This is a genomic window from Bdellovibrio sp. ZAP7, assembly GCF_006874645.1.
Classification (GTDB): Bacteria; Bdellovibrionota; Bdellovibrionia; order Bdellovibrionales; family Bdellovibrionaceae; genus Bdellovibrio.
The window spans coordinates 694,786-714,844 of the sequence record NZ_CP030082.1 but is presented as its reverse complement, the minus strand read 5'-3'; the positions used below and the strand labels follow the sequence as shown (position 1 = coordinate 714,844).

Genomic DNA, 20,059 nt, shown 5'->3' with positions numbered 1-20,059 from the left:
TATCGTGCGCTTACTGAGAAAGAACATCATTTCATGGACCTTGACCCTTTCGGGCCTGATTTCCATTCTCAGCTCCCCCGCCTATGCGAACAGTACCTGCGAAAATGTCTTCAACGAAGTTCCCGAATTTGAAATCAAGTACGCCGAAGTCAGTCCCGGACTGAACATTGAATATCGCCGCGTGCACCACCCTAAAAGAGAGTTCACGGTAAAGGATGTTCTGGGAAAAACCGATGACTTACTTTTGGGAATCGCTCCCTTTGGCCACGCCTATTTGGTCAGTGGCAGCGTTCGCCTGGACGGAAATGTTTTGGGTAAAAAAACGACGGTCTATGATCACATGGCGGAACTCGAAGCCGGCATCGTCATCAAAATTAAAAAATCGGACGTCGATAAATCCCGCCTGCAGAAATTTGATGGCACTCATGGCATCAGCTGCGGAAAAACCGCCTGCGCAGCAATGGAAAAAGCCGCGGATATTTATGTTGGGGCGAACCAATCCAAATTCTACTCCCCTTATGAAATGATCCAAGCGATCTTCAAAGAAGGCATTCGTGACGGAGCGGGGAATCCAGTTCCATTTGAAGTTTATTATATAGGGAAGTTTGATCTTCCGAACACCATGACTCGCGTTCGCGAATCCAGCAACAGAATTAAAAAAGACGTGATCACCAAATACGGTGTGATCGGTACCGGTTTAACGGCGATCACGGGTTCCTTGCTTTACTTCCTAGGCGTCTTTGATGACGACTCCCAAAAAAACTCAGTGTTACAGCAATAAAAAAAGGGAGCTCGAAAGCTCCCTTTTCAGTGATTCTCTTTAATTGGATTAGTGAAGATTACCGCAGCACTCAGCACAAGCCAGCTCGCCCTCGTTAGCCGCTTCTTCCTCGCGGCTTTCGATTTTGGCAAGCATTTCGGCAAATCGGAAAGACATGTCGTACAAAGTATCCACGTCGATCACGAACTTTTCGTCTGCCAATTTAACAGTGACGAATTCGCCGTTTACTTCATCAAGAGAAATTTCCTCAGCTTCGAGGAATTTAGCGTTTTTCATTGCGCCCTCTTTAATTACCCACGCAACGAGTAGTAACTGATCACAAGACCTGGGTCGAATGAGAAAGGTACTGCTTCGATGTTTGGTTCGTCGATCAAGCGACCAGACTCTTCGCCCGCTTTTTCTTCTTTAGTCATGAAAGGAGGAAGTGGAAGACGAGGAGCTTGTTTCGCCGCCAAGTAAACTTGGTTTTGGTAGGCTTCAGGTTTCAAAGAAACAATGTCGCCAACTTTGATGATTTGCGATGGAATGTTTACTTTTTTTCCGTTCAACAAAACTTTGCCGTGAGAAACCAATTGTTTTGCGGCTGGGATAGAAGTTGCGAATCCAAGACGGAATACAACGTTATCCAAACGCTTTTCAAGAAGGTTTACCAAAGAATCAACCCAGTTAGTGTTGGATGATTTTTGAGCCATACCGATGATACGACGGAATTGTTCTTCACGGATTCCGTAGTGAACGCGGATTTTTTGTTTTTCTTCAAGTTGCAAACCGAACTCAGAGTATTTACGACGGCGTTGACCGTGTTGACCTGGAGGATACGGTCTTCTTTCCAAAGCACCGGCTTTACCCAAGCCTGGTAGCTCAGTTAATAGACGTCTTTGTTTTTTAAAACGAGGTGTTTTACCTTTTCTTTTCATATCAATAAGTCCTTTATAAGCGAGCTACCGTGATAAAGGCTTGCCTGCGTCTTGAACAGATATTCCTTTTTTAAAGGCACAACTGAAAGCCGACTGAAAGTAAGGTGATAGCAACTTGAGAATGAAAACAAGCTGACAACCCCTTGAGGACGATTTTCAAATTAATTTAGCTCCCCAAACCCTGTTCTTATTTCCATATGTCACGATTTTCACTCAACAACTCGAGCCCCATTTGCTATTCCACACCACATGAAGCGCATCAACCTGACACTGATTTCAATTCTCACTCTCCCTGCCCTCAGTCAGGCAAAAACAAAAACGCTCCTATACTGCAAAGACATCAACCAACCCGATCTAAAAAGCATAACGATCCAAGAAAACACATCAATCCAACAAGAAGGCCTACTAGAGCTGATCGAAGACCACAAAGACGGCAGCAAAAAAGAACTCTACACAATGGATACGTCTCTAAGCGAAGGCTGGATCCCAATGTCATCACTAAACGGCATTCAAAGAGTCTTAGTAAAAAAAGAAGGCAAATGGTCAGTCGCCGAAAATAAAGGCGACTACAGAATCTTCAACGACACCAACTGCGTAAAACAATAAACCGAACTGAACTCCCCGCGCCCCTTCTCAAAAAACAGTCCCGTCACTGAAAGCGTCGATCGCGAAAGCGATCCAGCGAGTTGAGTTCTATAAGCAGAAAGCTTTCCATTCAGCTTCTCTTCTTTGTTTTAAAAGGAAAAGTCGTGCGCGCGGTGGGCAGAGGCTGAAGCCCTGCCTGGAGTGCTTTCGCCGGGCCTTCAGCGGCGCAGGATGCGCGAACCCGCCAAAGGCGGGCGCTGACGAGCCATGGATGGCGTGCCCAAGAAAGCAGTCCAGGCAGGGCTTCAGCCTCTGACCACCGCGCGAAACCGAATACAAAAATTTAAAAAAGAAAGAAGAGAAGATGAATGGGAAGCCCTCCAAGAGAGGAGGGCCCCGGATGCTACCCTACCAAGCGGCAAGGCGGCGGCGACGGTTTTTCTTACGGACCGGAGTAGCAGTACTTGTACTTTCAAGTTGTGTATTGGTCGTAGGAGCCGTTTCTAGTTCTACCTGTTTCATAGCCGAACTCCTTTCGTGCTAGTTTCAATCACTCAGACCGAATTGGTCCTTGTGGTTTAGGTACTCCCCCATTATCTCAGAGCTGCGTAGCGTCAAGCGACAGTTTTAAAATTAGTTTCCGGTCATGAAACCGTAATGCAAATAGAAGTGCGGGGGATGCAACAGGGGCGCGACTGGGTGCATAAAAATAACTCGAGGTTACTGCTGAGTCCTAAAAAAAACGTCCTTTAGAACCCAAAGAGGCCCAATAAATAGGAATTGAAGATCTTTAAGAAAAGACGGTCTTTTTCCCTCGAGTTTATGCCCATAGAACTGACCAATCCAAGCGATCACAAAAAGAATCACTAACAACAACCAAAGCGGCTGAACGAAATGCCCCAGGAAATATAAAAGCACATAACTGATCGCTAACTGGCCAAGCATAATTACGAATGGTTTTGCTCCCAGAGTGGCGTACCAACCCAGAGCACAAGCAATCAGCAACTCACCCAGACGAATGGGACCCATTTGCACCGGAATCTGCAGCAGCAAACCCACCACAGTAAAGAAGATCACGGGCACGCAGATTTTATGGATGATTCTGTTCTGAGGGTTTTGATGACCTTCGCTGTATTCAGCAAACCAAGATTCCAATGTTCTCATTCGAGCTCCTTGAATGCGGTGCATACGTAAACAGGACCTGGCACCTATTTTTGCTGCGAGATGGGGCCGATCATTGTTGCGCCTGCTGGAACATCTTTAACGACGACGGCGTTAGCGCCGATCAAAGCGCCGTCACCTACAGTGATCGGGCCTAAAACTTTTGCGCCTGTTCCGATCATCACTCTGTTTCCTACAGTGGGATGGCGTTTGACGGGATCAAATTTGATTCCACCTAACGTAACTCCGTGAAAGATAATGCAGTCGTCACCGACAATCGCAGTTTCACCGATCACCACGCCAAAGCCGTGGTCGATAACCAAACGATGACCCAGCGTTGCTCCAGGATGAATTTCAATACCCGTCAACCAGCGAGAAATTTCTGCGACCAAGCGAGCGATGAAATAAAAATGAGCTTTATAAAAGAGATGCGCCACTCGGTGCATGATTAATGCTTTGGGGCCCGGATACAGCAAAGCAATCTCCCAAAGGGACTTCGCTGCAGGATCATAAGCTTTGTACGTATTTAACAGCGTCTTAAAGCGCTTCCACAAACCAAACATCAATACTTCTCATTCAAATCATCAAGGAGGAAGTAACGGTCAAACAGTTCATTATATCGAGACCATTTCTCGCCCGAACCGCGTTCTCCATCCACGATTGTTTTCAATGTTGCGACCTTGCTATCAAGATCATCAACCATCGCAATCAACATTGCTTCCATAAATTTTGGACGCTTGGGAGAACCGTACTCCAGTTTACCATGATGACTCAAGATTATATGTTTACAAATATCGCGGAGCTCTTCGCTGAAGCCGAGGATACGAGCCGATTTTTTATCTATAAGTTCACAAGCGATTTGCATGTGTCCTAACAGACGGCCGCGATCGGTATAGGAAACGCCATTATCGTAGGAAAGCTCCCAAATTTTTCCGATGTCGTGAAAGATTGCTCCGAAAAGAAGCAAGTCACGATTCAAGAACGGATAGTGAGAGCCCATAAAGTCCATAATTTTACAGATCGAAAGGATGTGTTCAAGCAATCCACCCACCCACGCATGGTGGATGGATTTAGCTGCGGGTGCACGTAAAACGCGAGGACGAATCTCAGGATCTTCTAAGGTGTCCAATACCAATTGTCTTAAATGATCATTACGCATGCTGCGCACAAGCTGAATCAGCTCGGCCATCATGTCTTCAGAATTTTTTGAAGACTTTGGAATGAAGTCTTCAAAGTTCACTTCAGAATTTTCAACGCGTTCAAGTTTATGGATAACCAGCTGTTTACGGTTCTGGAATAATTGAACCTGCCCCTTAACTTTAAGGACATCCCCTGTTTCAAACAAACGGGATAACTCTTCAACGCGATCCCAAAGGCGCGCATCGATAGTTCCTGTGGCATCGCCCAACTGCAGGCCCATAAAAGCCCGGCCGTTTTTACCAACGCCGACGTTTTTTTCCTTAACCAGGAATAAAGAATCAACTGCGTCTTTGTCCTGTAGACTTTGAACCGTCTTTTTTTCCATCAGGGTGCCTCGCAGAAAAGATTTGTATGCTCAGGATCCACAAAGGAAACCTGTGCCACATAGATGGTGTCGCCTTTTTCAGCAGAGAACAAGAAAGTTCCGCCTAGAACGCTGATATGTCTTTCGCGAGTGGTGTTGACCTTAAGGCCCTCACCTTGCATCGCCAGATTGAATTTCGTCGTGATATCTAAAATTTGATTACAACCGGCACCATACACCGACTCACCTAATTTGCGTTTGCGGGCATGGCTGATGAACAAAACCTTGCTTTGCTTGGCTTCAGTGAAAGAGGGAAATTCAAAGCCCACGTAAAAAGAGCCTTGGCGGTTGTTTAAATACTGAGATAAGTCAATTTCACCACCGCCGCGAGGCAGTTCAAACTTCAAAGCTTCGTCTTTAAGAATGCCAGGATTTTTATCGACTAAGAAAACGGAAACATCGGCAAATACGATCTCTTTATTGCCGGATTCTTTTTTTCCTTCGCCTTCGCCACCACCATGGCCACCTTCACCACCTGCTGCCGCATGTTCTCCATGCGCACCTTCGATAGCTTTAAAGGACAGCATGTCCCAAGCTTTCGTGGGAATTTTCAAATCGGGCGGAACATCCTCAAACTTAATGGTTTTATATTCTTCACGGTGATAGCCCGGAGTCTTCGTGCAACCACTGACGAACACCAAAGCACTGAGGATGAAAAGCACAAAAGGCTGATTCATTAATCAGCCTCCAGTTGATCCCTCATCTCTAACAGAGGTATGAAAGTTGGTTCAGATTGCAATCCCGCCCGCACATAGTTATAGGCAGAGTTCCGGTCTTTACGTTTAATCACAACCCAGGCCAAGCCATACAAAGCCGCCGCACTGGTGTTATTTCTTTCGTACATTTTCGTGAAGGCCGCTTGGGCACAGTTCACGTCATGAGTGGACATACAAATATCACCCACCAAACGATCACGAACTGGCAAACTCATCACTTCAGGCATTTTCAAAACGGCCAAAGCTTCAGGTGCACGACCCGTTTTTTTCAAATAAGCGGCTTGAGCAGCCAGAACATAAGGATCTTTAGGTCCTTCGGAAACGGCTTCACGCAAAAGTTTATCCGCATCCGTATCGCGATTCACTTCCATCAAGCACAAAGCGCGAACTGCTTTCAATTCTGCTGAAGGAACGCTTTTGTTGTAAACTTCAGAACAATATTTTTCCAGGTAATCCCACTGAGTAAAACGCCAATCGACGCTTAAAGAATGAGTGTACAAATTAGAAATACCCGGAGTCTCATTTAAGAATTTCACAATCGCCTGGTTCATGGCATCCACGTCACCCAGCAAGTTGTAAGAGTAGATCAAGAACAGACTCAACTCCTGACGAAGCAAGTTTGTTTTCTTAAGCACAGTTTGCAGGTCAGTCACCAACGGTTTTAAGAAGCTTAAATCAGAAGAAGTTTTAGCGACTTCCATGGCAGCCATGGAGCGACCATATAAAGCCATCACGTTCGTGGGATCTTTAGAAAGCACGTGCTCAAACTTGTGCATGGCTTCTTTGTAGTTCCCTTTTTTCATTTCCACGATGGCCAAGTTCAATCGAGCGGCAATATTGAACGGCTCGTGGCCGATGGCTTTTTGTAACGTGTTTTCCGCCTCTTTCAAATCGCCGTCCATCATATAAGAGACTGCAATTCCCAGATAAGCATCCACCAGCTCTGAACGCTGACGGTTTTCCTGAACGATGGCTTTTTCCAAAATACGTCGGCCTTGCAAAGTTTGACGGTCTTCAGAAATCAGAACCGGCGCCATTTGAATCTGCGTATCTAAATCAGGTTCTTTGATAGAGCTTGCCGCTTTATAGGCCTGCAAAGATTTATCGTAAAGTCCCACGCTCTTATAGCGAATCGCGCGGGAAATCAGTTCATCGTAATTTACATTATGAGTGGAATCGCGTTGCCCCAAAGTCACATAGATTGCCAGGACTGCAATCGCAGCCACGCCAATCACGGCCCAACGAAGAACATTGCTTTGCTGGCGAATTTTATTCTGAACTCGAGCATCGTTGGAAGTTCCATAGCTAACACCGGATGCCGGCATAGCGGATTTATTCACTGCTCGTTCAGAGGCAAATGAAACGTCCTTCATTTGCGGCGAATGATTCGGAACCGGAGTCAATGTTTGCTCATCCGGATCAACCGTCGGTTCGGTTTTAGTGAACGTCGTGTTGTGCGGAATAGACTGAGTCATCGTGTTTTCAGGAGCATTGTCCTGCTCTTCACGAATGCTGCGAACGATATCCATGAAACGTTGATTTTCGCGGATATAACTCCAACGACCTGAAGGCAGACGAATTTCATCGATGATCGAAACTTGTCGAGATTTTAAAAGCGTTGCGACTTCATCAACAGAGAATGGCCCCAGGATCCTGGTTGAGGATTTAATCAGCCATACTTTATCTGTATTTGAAACCTCAACCGCCATATATTAAAGCCCCTTCGTTAAGAGGAGCTTTAAATCGTCGTTGGTCAGATATAGACCGCCACCGATGAAGCTGGAGCTTGCATCGTTTTTATTGAAAGCATCGTTCCAACCGGCATTGATATAAAGACCACGATAGAAGAAATAACTCAAAGAACCGCGAAGGTTCGTGCGTGTGAAATCGAAGGCCTCAACTGTCGCGCGCATTTTGCGGCGGAAGAAGTAATAATCCACACCAAAACCACCGCCATTTTCGATCACGCCCCCTTTAAGAGTGACGTCCCAGAAATTTTTGGCGAATAGCAAAGTGAATTTCAGTTTGTTTTCGTAAGTTTTCTTTTCAGAGTACTCTGCAGAACCTTGTGGAGGTGTGCCGGAGTATGAATAACGAGTTGTTTCCACCACACCCACGGGATCGTCGATGATAGCTAGGTAGTAATAACGATCCAAGCCCGGCTGAATTTTCACACCGACTGTGGTTTTCCAGTTTCCAACTTCGCCCAGATAATCCGTTTTGAAATCAAACGCTGTTTCGATTTTGCTGGCAGAGCCGACCATGTCGCTCAAACCATCGATCGCGCTGTCCACTTTTTCAGCCGTTGCTTCGTCGCTGATAAGTTTACCGATAGTACCTTCACCACGGTTGATTTTACCCGTGATCTCGTCCAGGTTTTTCATCGTTTGTGACAAGCGAGCCCATGTTTTCTTAATACCGGTATCGCTATTGTCATTCATCACTTCACGCAAACTTGATGTGATGTCGTGAACTTCGTCCACGATATCGCCAATTTTATCTTTGTTTTCAGTAGTAACTTGAGCCAGGTCTTTTGTGATCGTTTCAACATTCTTGATGATACGACCCAAGACGTGATTACGAGTGCCGTCTTGTGACGTCGCCTCTTCCAGGTTTTTTGCGACGACTTTCAAAGAAGCCGTTACTTCACCCACCTGCGTCATCAGGTTTTCCAAAGACCCACCAGCTTTCACCGTCAGGATTTGTGCATTATCAGGAAGTGGAGGATCTGTCGGAGAACCAGGATAAACTTCGATATGAGCATCACCCAAGATACCTTGAGCTTTGATTTCGATGGCTGCGGACGTCGTCATCGGCACATCAGATTTCACCGTGATATCCACGCGAGCCTGACCATCTTGCAAGCGAATGTCTTTGATCACGCCGACAGGAATACCAGCAGAACGGATTGCTGAATTTTTAACCAAGCCACCCGCATTTGGTAATAGGAACCAGGCTTTTTTGGAACGACCAAGGTAGGAAGGATCTTCGCTGACCTGCATGGACATAACGGCAATCAATGATCCAACTACGATCACTAATAGACCTACTTTAAACTCTGCAGCGCGAAGCCAATTCATTGGTGTTTCATCCCTTTATTCACGAACCTCTTAACCAATTCAATATCGGTGTTGAAGAAGTCCTCTGGAGTCCCGAATAGCAAAACCTTGCCACTATCTAACATCGCGATATGATCCGCAATCCTAAACGCGGCGGACAAATCGTGCGAAACCATGATCGAGGTCAGTTGTCCATTCCTGCTCTTATGAGTCTCCAGAATTAAATTATCTACCATTTCAGTCAGAATGGGATCTAAACCCGTGGTCGGCTCATCATAGATCAGGATTTCTGGATCTAGGGCGAGAGCTCGCGCCAGACCCGTTCTTTTCTGCATACCACCCGAAATCTGACTTGGAAGTTTTTTGTAGTGCTTAGGGTCCAGGCCGACCTGGTGAAGTTTGTCTTCGGCTATACGAAGGACTTGAGACTCCTTAAGATCGCGACGATGTTCAAATAGTGGAAAACATACGTTTTCTAAAACAGACATATCATCAAAAAGGGCCGCAGACTGAAAAAGAACGCCGAACTTTTGGCGAAACTTTGTCAGCTCGTCTTCATTCATTTGACTCAGATCCTGCCCCAAAACTTCGATGCTTCCCGAAGTCGGTTTATATAAACCCAGCAAATGCTTTAACACCACCGATTTTCCGGTTCCCGAAAAGCCGATGATTGCCGTCAAACTCCCACGGGGAATTTCCAAATCAACTCCCTTAAGAACGAAGTCAACCCCATCAAAAGTTTTTTTCAGATCACGAATTTGAACTGCCGACTGTTGTTTAAACATTAAGAAATCCCCGACAGACTGTAATACACGCGAATCAAATTCGTCAGGAAATAATCCAGAATAATAATCATAACCATGCTTTGAACCACGCCTTGATTCGTGGCTTCCCCAACACCTTTGGCTCCGCCCGTGGTGTTGAAACCGCGGTAAGTACAAATCAAAGCAAAAAAGATTCCAAAGACAGCGCCTTTGAAAAGACCTTCGTTGATATGTTTAACTTCGATCATGTCGCGAATTTTTTGCCAGAAGATCGCCTCATCCAGTTGCACCAGGCGCACACACAAAAACCAGCTGCCCATCATCGCCACGAAATCGAAGACCGCTGTCAAAAGAGGCATACAAATGAAGGCCGCCACCATTCTCGGAGAGATAAGGTATTGCTTAGTATTAACGCCCATTACTTCCAGAGCATCGATTTGTTCATTTACGCGCATGGTACCGAGACGTGCAGCCATGGCCCCTCCGGCACGAGCGGCAACAATTAATCCCGTCAACACCGGACCCAACTCACGAGTAATCCCCAGAGCCACAACCGGCCCCACCATGTTCACGGCATTAAACATTTTAAAGCCCAGGTAAATTTGAAACGACAAGGCAAGGCCCGTGAATCCACCTGTCAAACAAATGATCCAAATGGACTGATTTCCGATGAACTCCATGTGCTTGATAATTTCTGGAAAACGCGAAGGCTTGGCGAAAATCAAACGCACGCTTTCGTTGAAAAAAATCATCATCTTACCCGTGGCCTCTATGAAGCCGCGGAAAAATTGGATCACCGAGGAGCCGACCCAGGAAATCGCAAAGGCAGTTTTTTGCACCAGCGTTTGTGAACTCATCCGATCTCCTTACCGACATAAACGCGAGGCACTCGCGCACCCACGCTGGTCAGCATTTCGTAAGAAATGGTATGGGCCTTTTTGGCAATTTCATCGGCAGACAACAAATGACCCGCTTGATCCCAGCCAAACAAAATCACTTCCTGGTCCATCAAGTTCGCAAGATCTTTACCTTGTACGATGTCTGTTACGTCAACCATCAAATAATCCATGCACACAGTTCCTGTGATCGGAGCTTTTTGTCCGTTAAACAAAACGTGCGTCTGATTGGTTAGCAGACGGTGATAACCATCACCATAACCAATCGAGATCACCGCGATCACCGAATCACGTGAAGCTGTCCATCTGGCACCGTAAGAAACAGTTTCACCTTTTTTGACCTGACGGAAATTATTCACCACCGACTTTAAAGTCATCACCGGTTTTAAGTCACCCACATCCGGGCGCCCTAAAGAACTGTAACCATAAATCATCAAACCGGGACGAATCCCCCAGTTTTGCATCAACAGCGGATGCTTGGAATCATTCGCTCCGTCTTTCATCAGCTGCATCAGATTCAAAATTCCAGAACTATTCAAAGCATGGCAGAACACGTTCATAGACTTAAAAATTTCAGAAACCTTGTTTAACTTTTGCAATTGATGAGCACTGGTTTGATCCCGCTCATCAGCATTTTCGCCAATGTAAAGATGCGTGCACAACGCCTTCACTTCAATTTTCGCATGCCCATTCAGACGCGCAAAAACCTTTTCCGCCTCTTCTGTACGGAATCCCAGACGATTCATGCCCGTATCAAACTTCACATGCACACTGACTTTTTTATCAGCGACTTGCTCCAAAGCCTCAATTTGATCCCAGGAACTCACCACGGGAGTCATATTGTTATCAAGGATGGCTTTCGCACCTTTTTTATCAAAGCCGCGGAAAACGAGAATATTTGTTTTCACACCAGACTGACGAAGCAATAGTCCTTCTTCGATCAAGCACACGCCCAGGTTTTGAATGCCGAGCTTTTCCAGATGCAGGGCTAACTTTACGTCACCGTGACCATAAGCATTCGCCTTTACCATGGGACAAAGGAATCTTTGCGGAAACGCTTTCTGCAAGACACGAATGTTGTGTGTCAGGTTGTCTAAATTAATTTCCGCAAAAGTTTTTCGAAACATTTCCATTAAAAACACTAATCCTATTCAGCCGGAACTTCGAATTCAGGCTTGTGACTTTCAGGGGCTTTATACAAACAGATTTTGTTTCCGCCCTTATCTGCAATATGCGCCAGAGCTTTGGCTGCAGTTTCATCCAAAGTCTTGGCAGAGTCGCACAAGGAAGGATATTCACTGACACCCAGGCTGATAGAAATTTTCATTCCTTTGTCCAGGAACGAACTGCCCTCGACTACACGACGAACACGCTCCGCTCTTAAGGCTGCGCCTTTTTTAGAACAGTGAGGCAACACCATCGTCAACTCATTCGCGGCAGTTCTGTAATTCGTATCGTTCGTACGGCTTGATTTTGCTATGACCGTTGCGAGAGATTTAAGCAACTCATCTCTCACTGCTTCACCCAAAGATGATTCAATCTCATAAAAATCATCCATGGAAATCTTCACAATAGCTAACGGCTGCTTCAAACGACGCGCACGGGCTACTTCTTCTTCCATGATCTTAACGTAGTGATTGCGATTATAAAGCTCTGTTACGAAATCTTGGACTTCTAGCGCGTCGACCTTCTTTTCCAAAACAAAGTTGGAATAGCACAGATTAAATAATGTGTATTCATCCGTCAGCTGGGCCACAGCCTTGCTATCCATGCTACCAGAATAAACGAAAAGCCCTTCCAACTGGCTATTCCCATAAAGTGGAATCGCTTTCGGAGGATTCAAATGAAAGGCTTCAACCAACATCGACGAGAATTTAGCCGGCAACAATCCCATCGCCAATAATGAACCCAGGTCCTTCATTTCCTCGGTCGTCAATTGTGAGCCCACACCTTGAATTTGTGCGGCGTCAATGCCATTCGCGTGAGTCGCGACGAAGCTGCGAACTGAAGGAAGAAATTTAAAGAACAAGCAACGGGAACCGGAGATCCCGTTCAAAAATCTCTGAATCATGTCTTCCTTGCTTTGCGCAGAACGGTACTCAGCAATTCGCATTGGGAAAGAAGGACGTGCGGCTTCCTCTTCTTGGTGCTGCATGGTCTTTACGGCTGCGGCATGAACATCTTCCAGTTGTTTCTTGGTCGATTCCAAGTCTTCAAAAAGTTGTTCATTTTGGAAAGACAGATACATTTTTTCGCAGGCACGATCCACTGCCCACAATACGCGCGACTCAATCGCAGCGGCCTCGTCTGAAATTACATCCATGAAGCCGAAGCTCTCATACTGCTTTAAAATTTCAAACTGGCTTAATGAAGAAATAGCGATAAAGCGAATCTCGTCGTTGATCTTTTGGACGTGCACGACAAAGTCACTTAGCGCTCCCGCCAAAGTCGCCGTCGAGAAAACCAAAAGATGCGGAGGTGTATCATTTAATCGTTGTTCAAGTTGTTCGGGATCATGAATGAAGTACGCATCATAGCCAGCCTGTGAAAGATGAACTTTCATGGCAGCGCCCTGATCCACATCAGATGTGAATACATAAACGGTAAACTGAGAACTATGATCACGTATTTCCAATTACGTCCTCTTTCCAGGTCTGCGAATTTCGACCTGATAACCATCAACTTTGGATTTCTTTGTCGGCGCCGGTGTACTTGGCGCGTTCACCAGGCTGACCGGAGTAAACTCATCATCAACCGGAGCTGACGATGCGATCACAGTGCGTTCTTCAGAAGAGTTGTCGACAAAATCCAGATCCGGAGCTTGTGGCTTAGAACCATTTTCTTCAGTCGGTTTTACCGCTTCAGTTTCATCTGTCTGTTCCGTGGATCCGGCCACCACTGTTGGCTCATCAGGCATTTCAAAAAGCTTATCGAGATTCACGTCCAATGGAGAATGAGTGCCAACAGATGATTGCATTTTAGCCTCCAGGAATTCAGTCTCCGCTTCTTCGCGGTGAGGAGACTCTTCTTTCAATTGCAGCACTTCGCCTTGAATTTGGATTTTCTCAACCACGGGTGCGACTGGCGCCACCGGGAGAGGCGTCACTTCATCAGCCTTCATCGTCGGCGCCTTGATCACGCTGACTGATTGCTGTTTTTTAAACGTGATCATCACCTTGGCACCAAAGCCACGCTGGGAAGTAACTTTGACTTCTGCATTGTGCTCTTTCAAAACACCAAAGGCCGCGGACAATCCCAAGCCCATGTGATTTTTGAAAGAGCGCGTGGTAAAGAACGGATCGAAAATCTTGGATAGATTTGCAGAATCGATTCCCTCGCCAGAATCTTCGAAGGAAAGATGAATTCCGGAAGCGTCTTCGAAAAGTTCAATCTTGATTTCTTTTTTCGGCATGCGCTCCATCGCCTCGATGGAATTCGTCAGAATGTTTTCAAATGCTTTGGTCAAAGCATCGGCATGCAAATCCACCGCTGCTGTCTCCTGGATATTGCGAACCAGTTTCACGCCTTTGTTCTGCAACTCCCCTTCCAAGTTTTTCAAAGCACGAGCCAAAGGACCTTCCACTTTCATGGAATTTTTTTCTTTGATCTCTTCGCCAGCGTATCCCAAAAGTTTATTGATGATTTCGCGGGCTGCACGAGTTTCGCGTAAGATCGAATCGGTGTTGTCGACGATCTCGCCCTCTGGATGCTTCGCCAAAATCATTTGCGAGTAACCCAGGATGGAACTTAGCGGCCCACGCATTTCATGCGCCAAAGCGGAAGCCACGCGCATGGAAGTTTGTACTTTTTCATTTTGTGCCGTCTCGGGATCAGCGATCACCGTTTTTTCAACCGCAGGTGCTGCCGCGGCTTTCTTTTGTGCTGCGACCAGATCTGATTCTAACTTTTCAATTTTATTTTCTGCAGGCGCCACCACCCACAATACAGCAGCAAGTCCCACCAACACCAGACCCAAGCCCATCAGTGCAAACTGCCACCATAAACCGGTGCGACCTTTTAACGCTTCGGCCATCGGTGCTGAACTTAGCACCCACAGATTACTTTGTGGAACTTGTTCGAACATGCCGTAAAGTTTTTGTTTCGCATTTACATCAACAACACCGCCCCCATGAGTGGCGCCACTTTTTGCGATCTCGCGGAACATTGGATCGTCGCGCATCACCGTTCCCAGATATTCAGGAATCGTGTGCCCCACCGTTAGACCGTTTGTTGTAACGATAGAGAAAGAACTTAAGCTTCCACGTTCAGAATCAATTTGCGATTGGAAAATTTCACCGGAACTAAAAAGCGCGTAACCACGATTACCTTCAATCAACACCACCGCTACGTAACGTCCACGGTTCGTGTCCTGGAATGGCTTGATAAAGAATTTTAAATCGTTTGTGCGGTTATCAATTTTTCCCAAGGCCGCTTTGACGAAAGCATTATTCCAGTTCGCTGCTTTAGAATTATCTTTGGTCAGTAAAACTTGCGGCTCGATATCAGAACCATTCACCGCGACTGATGCTACTGCATAGTACGGCGCAATCGTTGACCAGTTGATTCTGTTTTTTTGAAAGTTGTCCGTATTGAAAGTAGCTGTCAGTCTTTGCAAGGACTTCAGTTCGCCCCCCAAAGAACGGGAGATAGAACTAATCTGTGTGCGTGTCTGTGCCTCAACCCAATTCATGCGATCGCCGTAAACGAAGCTATCTGTTCGCCACAAGACCGCGCCAATAAATAGCGCCGCCACTGCGATCAACACTGCTAGGAGTTTCACTTTCATCAGAGCTGTTCCTTCCTGTCACAACCTATACTCACCGCGTAGCTATTTCACATGTGAGTCTTTGATTTCATTGTAGATTTATTAATTGGCAAGAATCAAGCAAGACTCCTTTGCCAAAGGCACTAAAAGGCACTAGAAAGGCAGCATTATGAGTACCCATCGCAGTGACGTTTTAATTATTGGTTCTGGTTCCGCCGGTCTCGCTTTAGCTTTGAAAATGGCTTCGCATGGTAAGGTGATCGTGCTTGCTAAAGAAAAAATGACCGATACCAACTCCTCGATGGCTCAAGGTGGAATCGCAGCTGTGATGTCGGAGGAAGACAGTTTTGAGGCCCACATCCAGGACACATTGGTGGCGGGAGCGGGTCTTTGTAGAGAAACCGTGGTCTATAATTACATCCACCAAGCCCCTGATCGTATTGAGGATTTAATAAACTGGGGTGTTCATTTCGACCTTCGAAAAAAAGGCGGAGAAGAAACAGATCAAATCGATTTGACGCGCGAGGGCGGACACAGCTTTCGCCGCATTTTGCACTTCGAAGATCAAACGGGTTTAGAAATTCACCGCACACTTTTGGCGCGAGTTCGTGAACACGATAATATCACTCTCCTGGAGCGCTTTAACGCCATCGATTTGATCGTGAACAAAGAAGTCGATCCAACAGACATGACTCCGGTGACTTGCATCGGCGCCTATGCGTTGGATAAAAACACAGGCGAAGTGCACACTTTTGTAGCAAAAAACACAGCCCTTGCAACCGGTGGCGCCGGGAAAGTCTACCTTTACACTTCCAATTGGAGTGGTGCGACCGGCGACGGCATCGCCATGGCTTACCGCGTGGGCGCGCGAATCGCGAATTTGGAGTTCATGCAATTTCACCCGACGTGTCTGTTTCACCCAAGCTCTCGCAACTTTTTGATTTCAGAAGCTTTGCGTGGTGAAGGTGGAGTTTTGATCGATGCGAAGGGCGAACCCTTTATGCACAAATATCACAAACTTGCCTCACTGGCTCCGAGGGACGTGGTGGCTCGCTCCATCGATAAAGAAATGAAACGCACCGGAGCCGAATGCGTTTATCTGGACATGACCAAGTTGGATGCAGAATTTTTGAAACAACGATTCCCCACAATTTATGCAAAGTGCATGGAACTGGGAATCGATATGACGAAGCAACCAATCCCCGTTGTTCCCGCCGCCCATTACCTTTGCGGTGGTGTTTTGACGGATGAAAATGGTCGCACCGATATACCGGGTTTGTGGGCAATTGGTGAAACAGCTTGCACGGGATTGCATGGCGCAAATCGTTTGGCCTCGAACTCACTTCTTGAGTGTTTGACGACAGCTCACAACTGTTCTGAACAACTCAAAGCACAAGGGGATTCGATTAAACTTTTCCCGATGGAACCCAAAGCCTGGACCCATCCCGAGGAATCCAATGACGATGAGATGATCGTCATCACTCACATGTGGGAGGAAATCCGTCGCCTGATGTGGAACTATATGGGGATTGTTCGCTCCAACAAACGCTTGGAGCGCGCACAACACCGTTTGGAAAATATTCTTTCCGAGCTTAAAGGTTATTATTCCAATATGAAAATCCACTCTGACATCCTGGAACTTCGTAATATTGCGATTGTTGCAAATCTGTCAGTGGAGTGTGCTCTTCGCCGCGAGGAAAGCCGTGGCATTCACTACAATATCGATTTTCCAGAACAACAAGACCCTGCACACGACACTATTGTGGTGCGAGGTTTGATCTAGACCTAAAACCGGGCCACGAAGCTGAAAAGAAACCTTGTTTTCATTCGGGGCAAGCGGCAATCTAAATTTATATGCTCAAAAGAGAAGAAGGCTTTTTTAAAGGTTTCGACAACACCAATCTGTTCTTTCAAGTTTGGGACAATCCCAACTCGAAGGGCACGATCATTCTAACGCATGGACATGGTGAGCACTCAGAGTGTTATCATCGCCTCTTTGAAGCTTTCAAAGACGATCAATGGTCATTCTATGCCTGGGATCTTCGTGGACATGGTCGCTCGGAAGGTCGTCGCGGATACGGTGTTCATTTCGATGATTACTGCCGCGATCATAAAATCTTTTTGGACAAAGTTCTTTCCATCGAAAAAGTGAAAAAAGGCCCGGTTGTACTTTACAGTCACTCGATGGGTTCCTTGGTGGAGTTAAAAACTCTTTTGCAAAATCCCGACATCAGACATGATGCCTTGGTTATCAGCGCACCCCTTTTGGGATTATCCATGGAAGTTCCTTTGGTGAAATCTTCAGCCGCATTTTTGCTGAATAAGATTTTACCGAAACTGACTTTGGGGAATGAATTATCCAACAAATCACTAACCAGTGACCCTGACGTCATTCGCGAGTACGAAAACGATCCTCTTCGTCATACGAAAATGTCTCCTGGAGTTTTTGTGGGCATGTTGGAAAATTGGGAGTACGTCAGACCTCGTGCCAATGAAATCAAAAAGCCTGCTTTGTTTTTGCTTCCTGAAAAGGATCCTGTTTGCAGCACACCAGAAGCTTTGAAGTTTTATGAGCGCCTGGGCAGCAAACGCAAAGAAATCAAGGTGTACCCTAATGCTAAGCATGAAATCATCAACGATGTGATGCGCGAAACAGCTTTTGCTGATATTAAAAGATTTCTGGATAGTATTTTGGAGTCTCGTTAATGAAATATATTTTGGTTTTAACATTGTTAATCGCAGGTTGCGCCTCTTATGAAGTGACACAAACAGGTCGCGCCCTACGCACCGAGAATCAGTATTTTGAAACGGTCGAGAAGTTCTCGGACCGTACGACAAAGTACTCGGGACTTTACAATGTTTTAGAAATGCAGGCGACTTTGTTGAATTCCGAAGTAACGGAAGCTCAATTAGATCAACTGACTCGTTTTTATCTTTGGGAAGATTCTAAATTTGCATCTGAAAAAGCGAAACGCGAAACTAAGCTCAGCACTGAGACAGAATTCTTTTTAAGCTTCTATACTCCAGAAAGAAAGAACGACGATCTTCAGAAGGACACGACTTTGTGGAGAACGTTTCTGGATGTAGAGGGCAAACGCTATGAAGGCAAAGTCACCCGCAATAAAGCGGCGCTGGCGGAGCTGGTAAGCCTTTACCCTACTCACAATCGCTTTTATACCGCGTACAACTTGAACTTCCCGGTTCCTATTAAAACCATCGAAGGCAAAGAGATGAAGGTGACAATCACCGGGCCTTTGGGATCAGGGACTTTACACTTCAATAAAACAAAATAATCACAGGGGACCATAAGTCCCCTTTTTTATTAGCGGCGGAAGCGACGACCCACTTCAAAATCAAACAGCGGCTTTGCAAACTTCGCGGCTTTCAGCGCCCAGCCTGTTAAGCCCGATGGCTCCAAGACATCGATATCATGCAAAATCGCCTCACGGATCATCTTAACGTATTGAGCCGGCGAAATAGTATCATTCGGAACTTCCATGTTTTTACTGAAAACATCAACAACCTTATCAAACATTCGAGTCTTAATTCCCGGCGTGATCAAAAGCAAAGTCGAAACACCCGTGTCTTTTAACTCGGCATGCAAGCATTGAGTAAAGGCCACGACAGCTGACTTGGATGCCGCATACGTGGAGTTTGAAGGGAAATACATGTAGGCAGCAACGCTTGAGTTGTTGATGATCTTACCGCGTTTGCGAGCAAGCATTCCTGGCAACAAGCCGTGAGTCAGCTGAATCAGGCTGTTCACATTCACTTGCAACATCTCATAGATTTCATCCATGGATTGTGTTTCCAACAACCCACCTGTCAATTGACCGGCATTATTGAACAGAATATCGATCTGCACATCTTGAAGTTTTTTAATTAACTCCGAAACGGCAGCACGGTCGGAGAGATTCGCAATCCAAACCGTGACGGACTTGGCTCCAGCGGAATTCAGCTCTTCCACCAGCTCGGGATCTTCTTTACGAATCACCAAGTGAACATTGGCTTTATCTTCCGCACACATTTTTGCGAAAGCACGACCGATACCTCGGTTTGCGCCTGTAATCAGAATATGTCGTCCTGTAATTTCCATAGACTATCCTTCTTTGATCGGTGTGCTGACTGGCAGGCCCCAGGATTTTAGAATTTCTAATTCATCCTGTGCCGAGGTGGATTTTTTAAATTTTGCACCGGACTTACCACTCACACGTTTTTGGCAAGATGGCCAATCACGATGACGATACACCAGTCCACCGATACTGCTTAAATAACTGAACGCTGCTTTTTTCTCTGTCGGAGATTTCATCTCTGGCAAAGAATGATCCGCAGGGACTTCCAAAATATTGATAGGGTAATTTTTAAGACTTCCGGAATATAAATCGATGTAATCATTTTTTGAAAAGGCGACGGCGATCTGATCGCAGCGCTCATTCCCCGGAATACCGACGTGACCACGGCTATAGCGCCAATCGACTTTATTGCTGGGCCCACGGGCTTGTACAACTTGGCTTAACTCTTCCCACAAATCACGATTGGAAACTTCAGCACCTTCAGCGGTTTTCCAACCACGTTTTTTCCAACCAAAAACCCATTGGGTAATTCCGCGAATAACGTAGGTGGAGTCTGTATAAAAATGCACAGGACCTGGAACTTCTGCGACGAACTTTAAGGCTTCGATTGTGGCCTTCATTTCCATACGATTGTTCGTCGTTGCGCGATCCCCGGCACCTAATTCCGTAACAGTGTCATCGGGTAACAAAACGACCGACGCCCAGCCACCAGGACCGGGATTTCCAGAACAAGCACCATCAGAAAAAATTTGGATATAACCGCGATTGTTTTTCACAC

Annotated in this window: 20 protein-coding genes; 5 read left to right on the top strand and 15 right to left on the bottom strand. The window is 46.1% G+C overall.

The window, feature by feature from the left end; translation table 11 throughout:
• Positions 1 to 4: 4 nt before the first annotated feature.
• The gene (locus DOM22_RS03520) at positions 5 to 781 is read left to right on the top strand and encodes a hypothetical protein (RefSeq protein ID WP_142699059.1); all 777 of its coding nucleotides are present in this window, start codon (positions 5 to 7) and stop codon (positions 779 to 781) included.
• Positions 782 to 829: 48 nt separating this feature from the next.
• On the opposite strand, the gene DOM22_RS03515 is transcribed toward DOM22_RS03520, so the two are convergent.
• On the bottom strand, positions 830 to 1,057 hold the full coding sequence (locus tag DOM22_RS03515; protein WP_142699058.1) for a hypothetical protein: 228 nt from the start codon (positions 1,055 to 1,057) through the stop codon (positions 830 to 832).
• Between the two features lie 14 nt (positions 1,058 to 1,071).
• Positions 1,072 to 1,698 carry a 30S ribosomal protein S4 gene (rpsD, locus tag DOM22_RS03510; RefSeq protein WP_142699057.1) on the bottom strand — a complete coding sequence of 209 codons (627 nt, stop codon included), beginning with the start codon at positions 1,696 to 1,698 and terminating at the stop codon, positions 1,072 to 1,074.
• Between the two features lie 249 nt (positions 1,699 to 1,947).
• Between rpsD and DOM22_RS03505 the strand changes: the two genes are divergently transcribed.
• Positions 1,948 to 2,304 carry a hypothetical protein gene (locus DOM22_RS03505; RefSeq protein ID WP_142699056.1) on the top strand — a complete coding sequence of 119 codons (357 nt, stop codon included), beginning with the start codon at positions 1,948 to 1,950 and terminating at the stop codon, positions 2,302 to 2,304.
• Positions 2,305 to 3,003: 699 nt separating this feature from the next.
• Here DOM22_RS03505 and DOM22_RS03500 read toward each other — a convergent pair.
• From DOM22_RS03500 to DOM22_RS03450, 11 genes are read right to left on the bottom strand one after another with little or no spacing between them, the layout of a single operon-like run.
• On the bottom strand, positions 3,004 to 3,447 hold the full coding sequence (locus DOM22_RS03500; protein WP_142699055.1) for a DUF962 domain-containing protein: 444 nt from the start codon (positions 3,445 to 3,447) through the stop codon (positions 3,004 to 3,006).
• Between the two features lie 44 nt (positions 3,448 to 3,491).
• Complete coding sequence (gene cysE, locus DOM22_RS03495) at positions 3,492 to 4,007, bottom strand: serine O-acetyltransferase (RefSeq protein ID WP_142699054.1); 516 nt, start codon at positions 4,005 to 4,007, stop codon at positions 3,492 to 3,494.
• The gene (locus DOM22_RS03490; protein WP_142699053.1) at positions 4,007 to 4,969 is read right to left on the bottom strand and encodes a 3'-5' exoribonuclease YhaM family protein; all 963 of its coding nucleotides are present in this window, start codon (positions 4,967 to 4,969) and stop codon (positions 4,007 to 4,009) included. Before DOM22_RS03490 ends, cysE begins: the two co-directional genes overlap by 1 nt.
• Positions 4,969 to 5,685, bottom strand: coding sequence for a hypothetical protein (locus tag DOM22_RS03485; RefSeq protein ID WP_142699052.1), 717 nt, complete (start codon positions 5,683 to 5,685; stop codon positions 4,969 to 4,971). The genes DOM22_RS03490 and DOM22_RS03485 overlap by 1 nt, the downstream gene beginning before the upstream one ends.
• Positions 5,685 to 7,433: a lipopolysaccharide assembly protein LapB gene (locus DOM22_RS03480; protein ID WP_142699051.1), complete on the bottom strand. Its 1,749-nt coding sequence runs from the start codon at positions 7,431 to 7,433 to the stop codon at positions 5,685 to 5,687. Before DOM22_RS03480 ends, DOM22_RS03485 begins: the two co-directional genes overlap by 1 nt.
• A 3-nt stretch (positions 7,434 to 7,436) precedes the next feature.
• Positions 7,437 to 8,804 carry an MlaD family protein gene (locus tag DOM22_RS03475; RefSeq protein WP_142699050.1) on the bottom strand — a complete coding sequence of 456 codons (1,368 nt, stop codon included), beginning with the start codon at positions 8,802 to 8,804 and terminating at the stop codon, positions 7,437 to 7,439.
• The gene (locus DOM22_RS03470; RefSeq protein ID WP_142699049.1) at positions 8,801 to 9,568 is read right to left on the bottom strand and encodes an ABC transporter ATP-binding protein; all 768 of its coding nucleotides are present in this window, start codon (positions 9,566 to 9,568) and stop codon (positions 8,801 to 8,803) included. The genes DOM22_RS03475 and DOM22_RS03470 overlap by 4 nt, the downstream gene beginning before the upstream one ends.
• On the bottom strand, positions 9,568 to 10,404 hold the full coding sequence (locus DOM22_RS03465; RefSeq protein ID WP_142699048.1) for an ABC transporter permease: 837 nt from the start codon (positions 10,402 to 10,404) through the stop codon (positions 9,568 to 9,570). Before DOM22_RS03465 ends, DOM22_RS03470 begins: the two co-directional genes overlap by 1 nt.
• Complete coding sequence (gene alr / locus DOM22_RS03460) at positions 10,401 to 11,576, bottom strand: alanine racemase (RefSeq protein ID WP_142699047.1); 1,176 nt, start codon at positions 11,574 to 11,576, stop codon at positions 10,401 to 10,403. The genes DOM22_RS03465 and alr overlap by 4 nt, the downstream gene beginning before the upstream one ends.
• A gap of 14 nt (positions 11,577 to 11,590) precedes the next feature.
• On the bottom strand, positions 11,591 to 13,078 hold the full coding sequence (locus tag DOM22_RS03455; RefSeq protein ID WP_142699046.1) for a GGDEF domain-containing protein: 1,488 nt from the start codon (positions 13,076 to 13,078) through the stop codon (positions 11,591 to 11,593).
• Entirely contained in the window at positions 13,079 to 15,229 is a 2,151-nt protein-coding gene (locus tag DOM22_RS03450; RefSeq protein ID WP_142699045.1) for a sensor histidine kinase, read from the bottom strand. It lies immediately after the preceding gene.
• A gap of 148 nt (positions 15,230 to 15,377) precedes the next feature.
• On the opposite strand from DOM22_RS03450, the gene nadB reads away from it, so the two are divergent.
• From nadB to DOM22_RS03435, 3 genes are all read left to right on the top strand, one after another.
• Positions 15,378 to 16,991: an L-aspartate oxidase gene (gene nadB / locus DOM22_RS03445; RefSeq protein ID WP_142699044.1), complete on the top strand. Its 1,614-nt coding sequence runs from the start codon at positions 15,378 to 15,380 to the stop codon at positions 16,989 to 16,991.
• A gap of 71 nt (positions 16,992 to 17,062) precedes the next feature.
• Positions 17,063 to 17,914 carry an alpha/beta hydrolase gene (locus DOM22_RS03440; RefSeq protein ID WP_142699043.1) on the top strand — a complete coding sequence of 284 codons (852 nt, stop codon included), beginning with the start codon at positions 17,063 to 17,065 and terminating at the stop codon, positions 17,912 to 17,914.
• Positions 17,914 to 18,501: a hypothetical protein gene (locus tag DOM22_RS03435; RefSeq protein WP_142699042.1), complete on the top strand. Its 588-nt coding sequence runs from the start codon at positions 17,914 to 17,916 to the stop codon at positions 18,499 to 18,501. Before DOM22_RS03440 ends, DOM22_RS03435 begins: the two co-directional genes overlap by 1 nt.
• Before the next feature lie 29 nt (positions 18,502 to 18,530).
• Here DOM22_RS03435 and DOM22_RS03430 read toward each other — a convergent pair whose 3' ends face one another.
• On the bottom strand, positions 18,531 to 19,304 hold the full coding sequence (locus tag DOM22_RS03430) for an SDR family oxidoreductase (RefSeq protein WP_142699041.1): 774 nt from the start codon (positions 19,302 to 19,304) through the stop codon (positions 18,531 to 18,533).
• 3 nt (positions 19,305 to 19,307) lie between these two features.
• On the bottom strand, positions 19,308 to 20,057 hold the full coding sequence (rnhA, locus tag DOM22_RS03425; RefSeq protein ID WP_142699040.1) for a ribonuclease HI: 750 nt from the start codon (positions 20,055 to 20,057) through the stop codon (positions 19,308 to 19,310).
• Between the last annotated feature and the right edge of the window lie 2 nt (positions 20,058 to 20,059).

Excerpts from the sequence above, each read along its gene's own strand:
- DOM22_RS03500 (WP_142699055.1), bottom strand. The coding sequence starts at position 3,447 with ATGAGAACATTGGAATCTTGGTTTGCTGAATACAGCGAAGGTCATCAA.
- DOM22_RS03480 (WP_142699051.1), bottom strand. The coding sequence starts at position 7,433 with ATGGCGGTTGAGGTTTCAAATACAGATAAAGTATGGCTGATTAAATCC.
- cysE (WP_142699054.1), bottom strand. The coding sequence starts at position 4,007 with ATGTTTGGTTTGTGGAAGCGCTTTAAGACGCTGTTAAATACGTACAAA.
- DOM22_RS03440 (WP_142699043.1), top strand. The coding sequence starts at position 17,063 with ATGCTCAAAAGAGAAGAAGGCTTTTTTAAAGGTTTCGACAACACCAAT.
- nadB (WP_142699044.1), top strand. The coding sequence starts at position 15,378 with ATGAGTACCCATCGCAGTGACGTTTTAATTATTGGTTCTGGTTCCGCC.
- DOM22_RS03505 (WP_142699056.1), top strand. The coding sequence starts at position 1,948 with ATGAAGCGCATCAACCTGACACTGATTTCAATTCTCACTCTCCCTGCC.
- DOM22_RS03450 (WP_142699045.1), bottom strand. The coding sequence starts at position 15,229 with ATGAAAGTGAAACTCCTAGCAGTGTTGATCGCAGTGGCGGCGCTATTT.
- DOM22_RS03515 (WP_142699058.1), bottom strand. The coding sequence starts at position 1,057 with ATGAAAAACGCTAAATTCCTCGAAGCTGAGGAAATTTCTCTTGATGAA.
- DOM22_RS03475 (WP_142699050.1), bottom strand. The coding sequence starts at position 8,804 with ATGAATTGGCTTCGCGCTGCAGAGTTTAAAGTAGGTCTATTAGTGATC.
- DOM22_RS03485 (WP_142699052.1), bottom strand. The coding sequence starts at position 5,685 with ATGAATCAGCCTTTTGTGCTTTTCATCCTCAGTGCTTTGGTGTTCGTC.
- DOM22_RS03465 (WP_142699048.1), bottom strand. The coding sequence starts at position 10,404 with ATGAGTTCACAAACGCTGGTGCAAAAAACTGCCTTTGCGATTTCCTGG.
- alr (WP_142699047.1), bottom strand. The coding sequence starts at position 11,576 with ATGGAAATGTTTCGAAAAACTTTTGCGGAAATTAATTTAGACAACCTG.
- DOM22_RS03470 (WP_142699049.1), bottom strand. The coding sequence starts at position 9,568 with ATGTTTAAACAACAGTCGGCAGTTCAAATTCGTGATCTGAAAAAAACT.
- DOM22_RS03430 (WP_142699041.1), bottom strand. The coding sequence starts at position 19,304 with ATGGAAATTACAGGACGACATATTCTGATTACAGGCGCAAACCGAGGT.
- rpsD (WP_142699057.1), bottom strand. The coding sequence starts at position 1,698 with ATGAAAAGAAAAGGTAAAACACCTCGTTTTAAAAAACAAAGACGTCTA.
- DOM22_RS03490 (WP_142699053.1), bottom strand. The coding sequence starts at position 4,969 with ATGGAAAAAAAGACGGTTCAAAGTCTACAGGACAAAGACGCAGTTGAT.
- DOM22_RS03435 (WP_142699042.1), top strand. The coding sequence starts at position 17,914 with ATGAAATATATTTTGGTTTTAACATTGTTAATCGCAGGTTGCGCCTCT.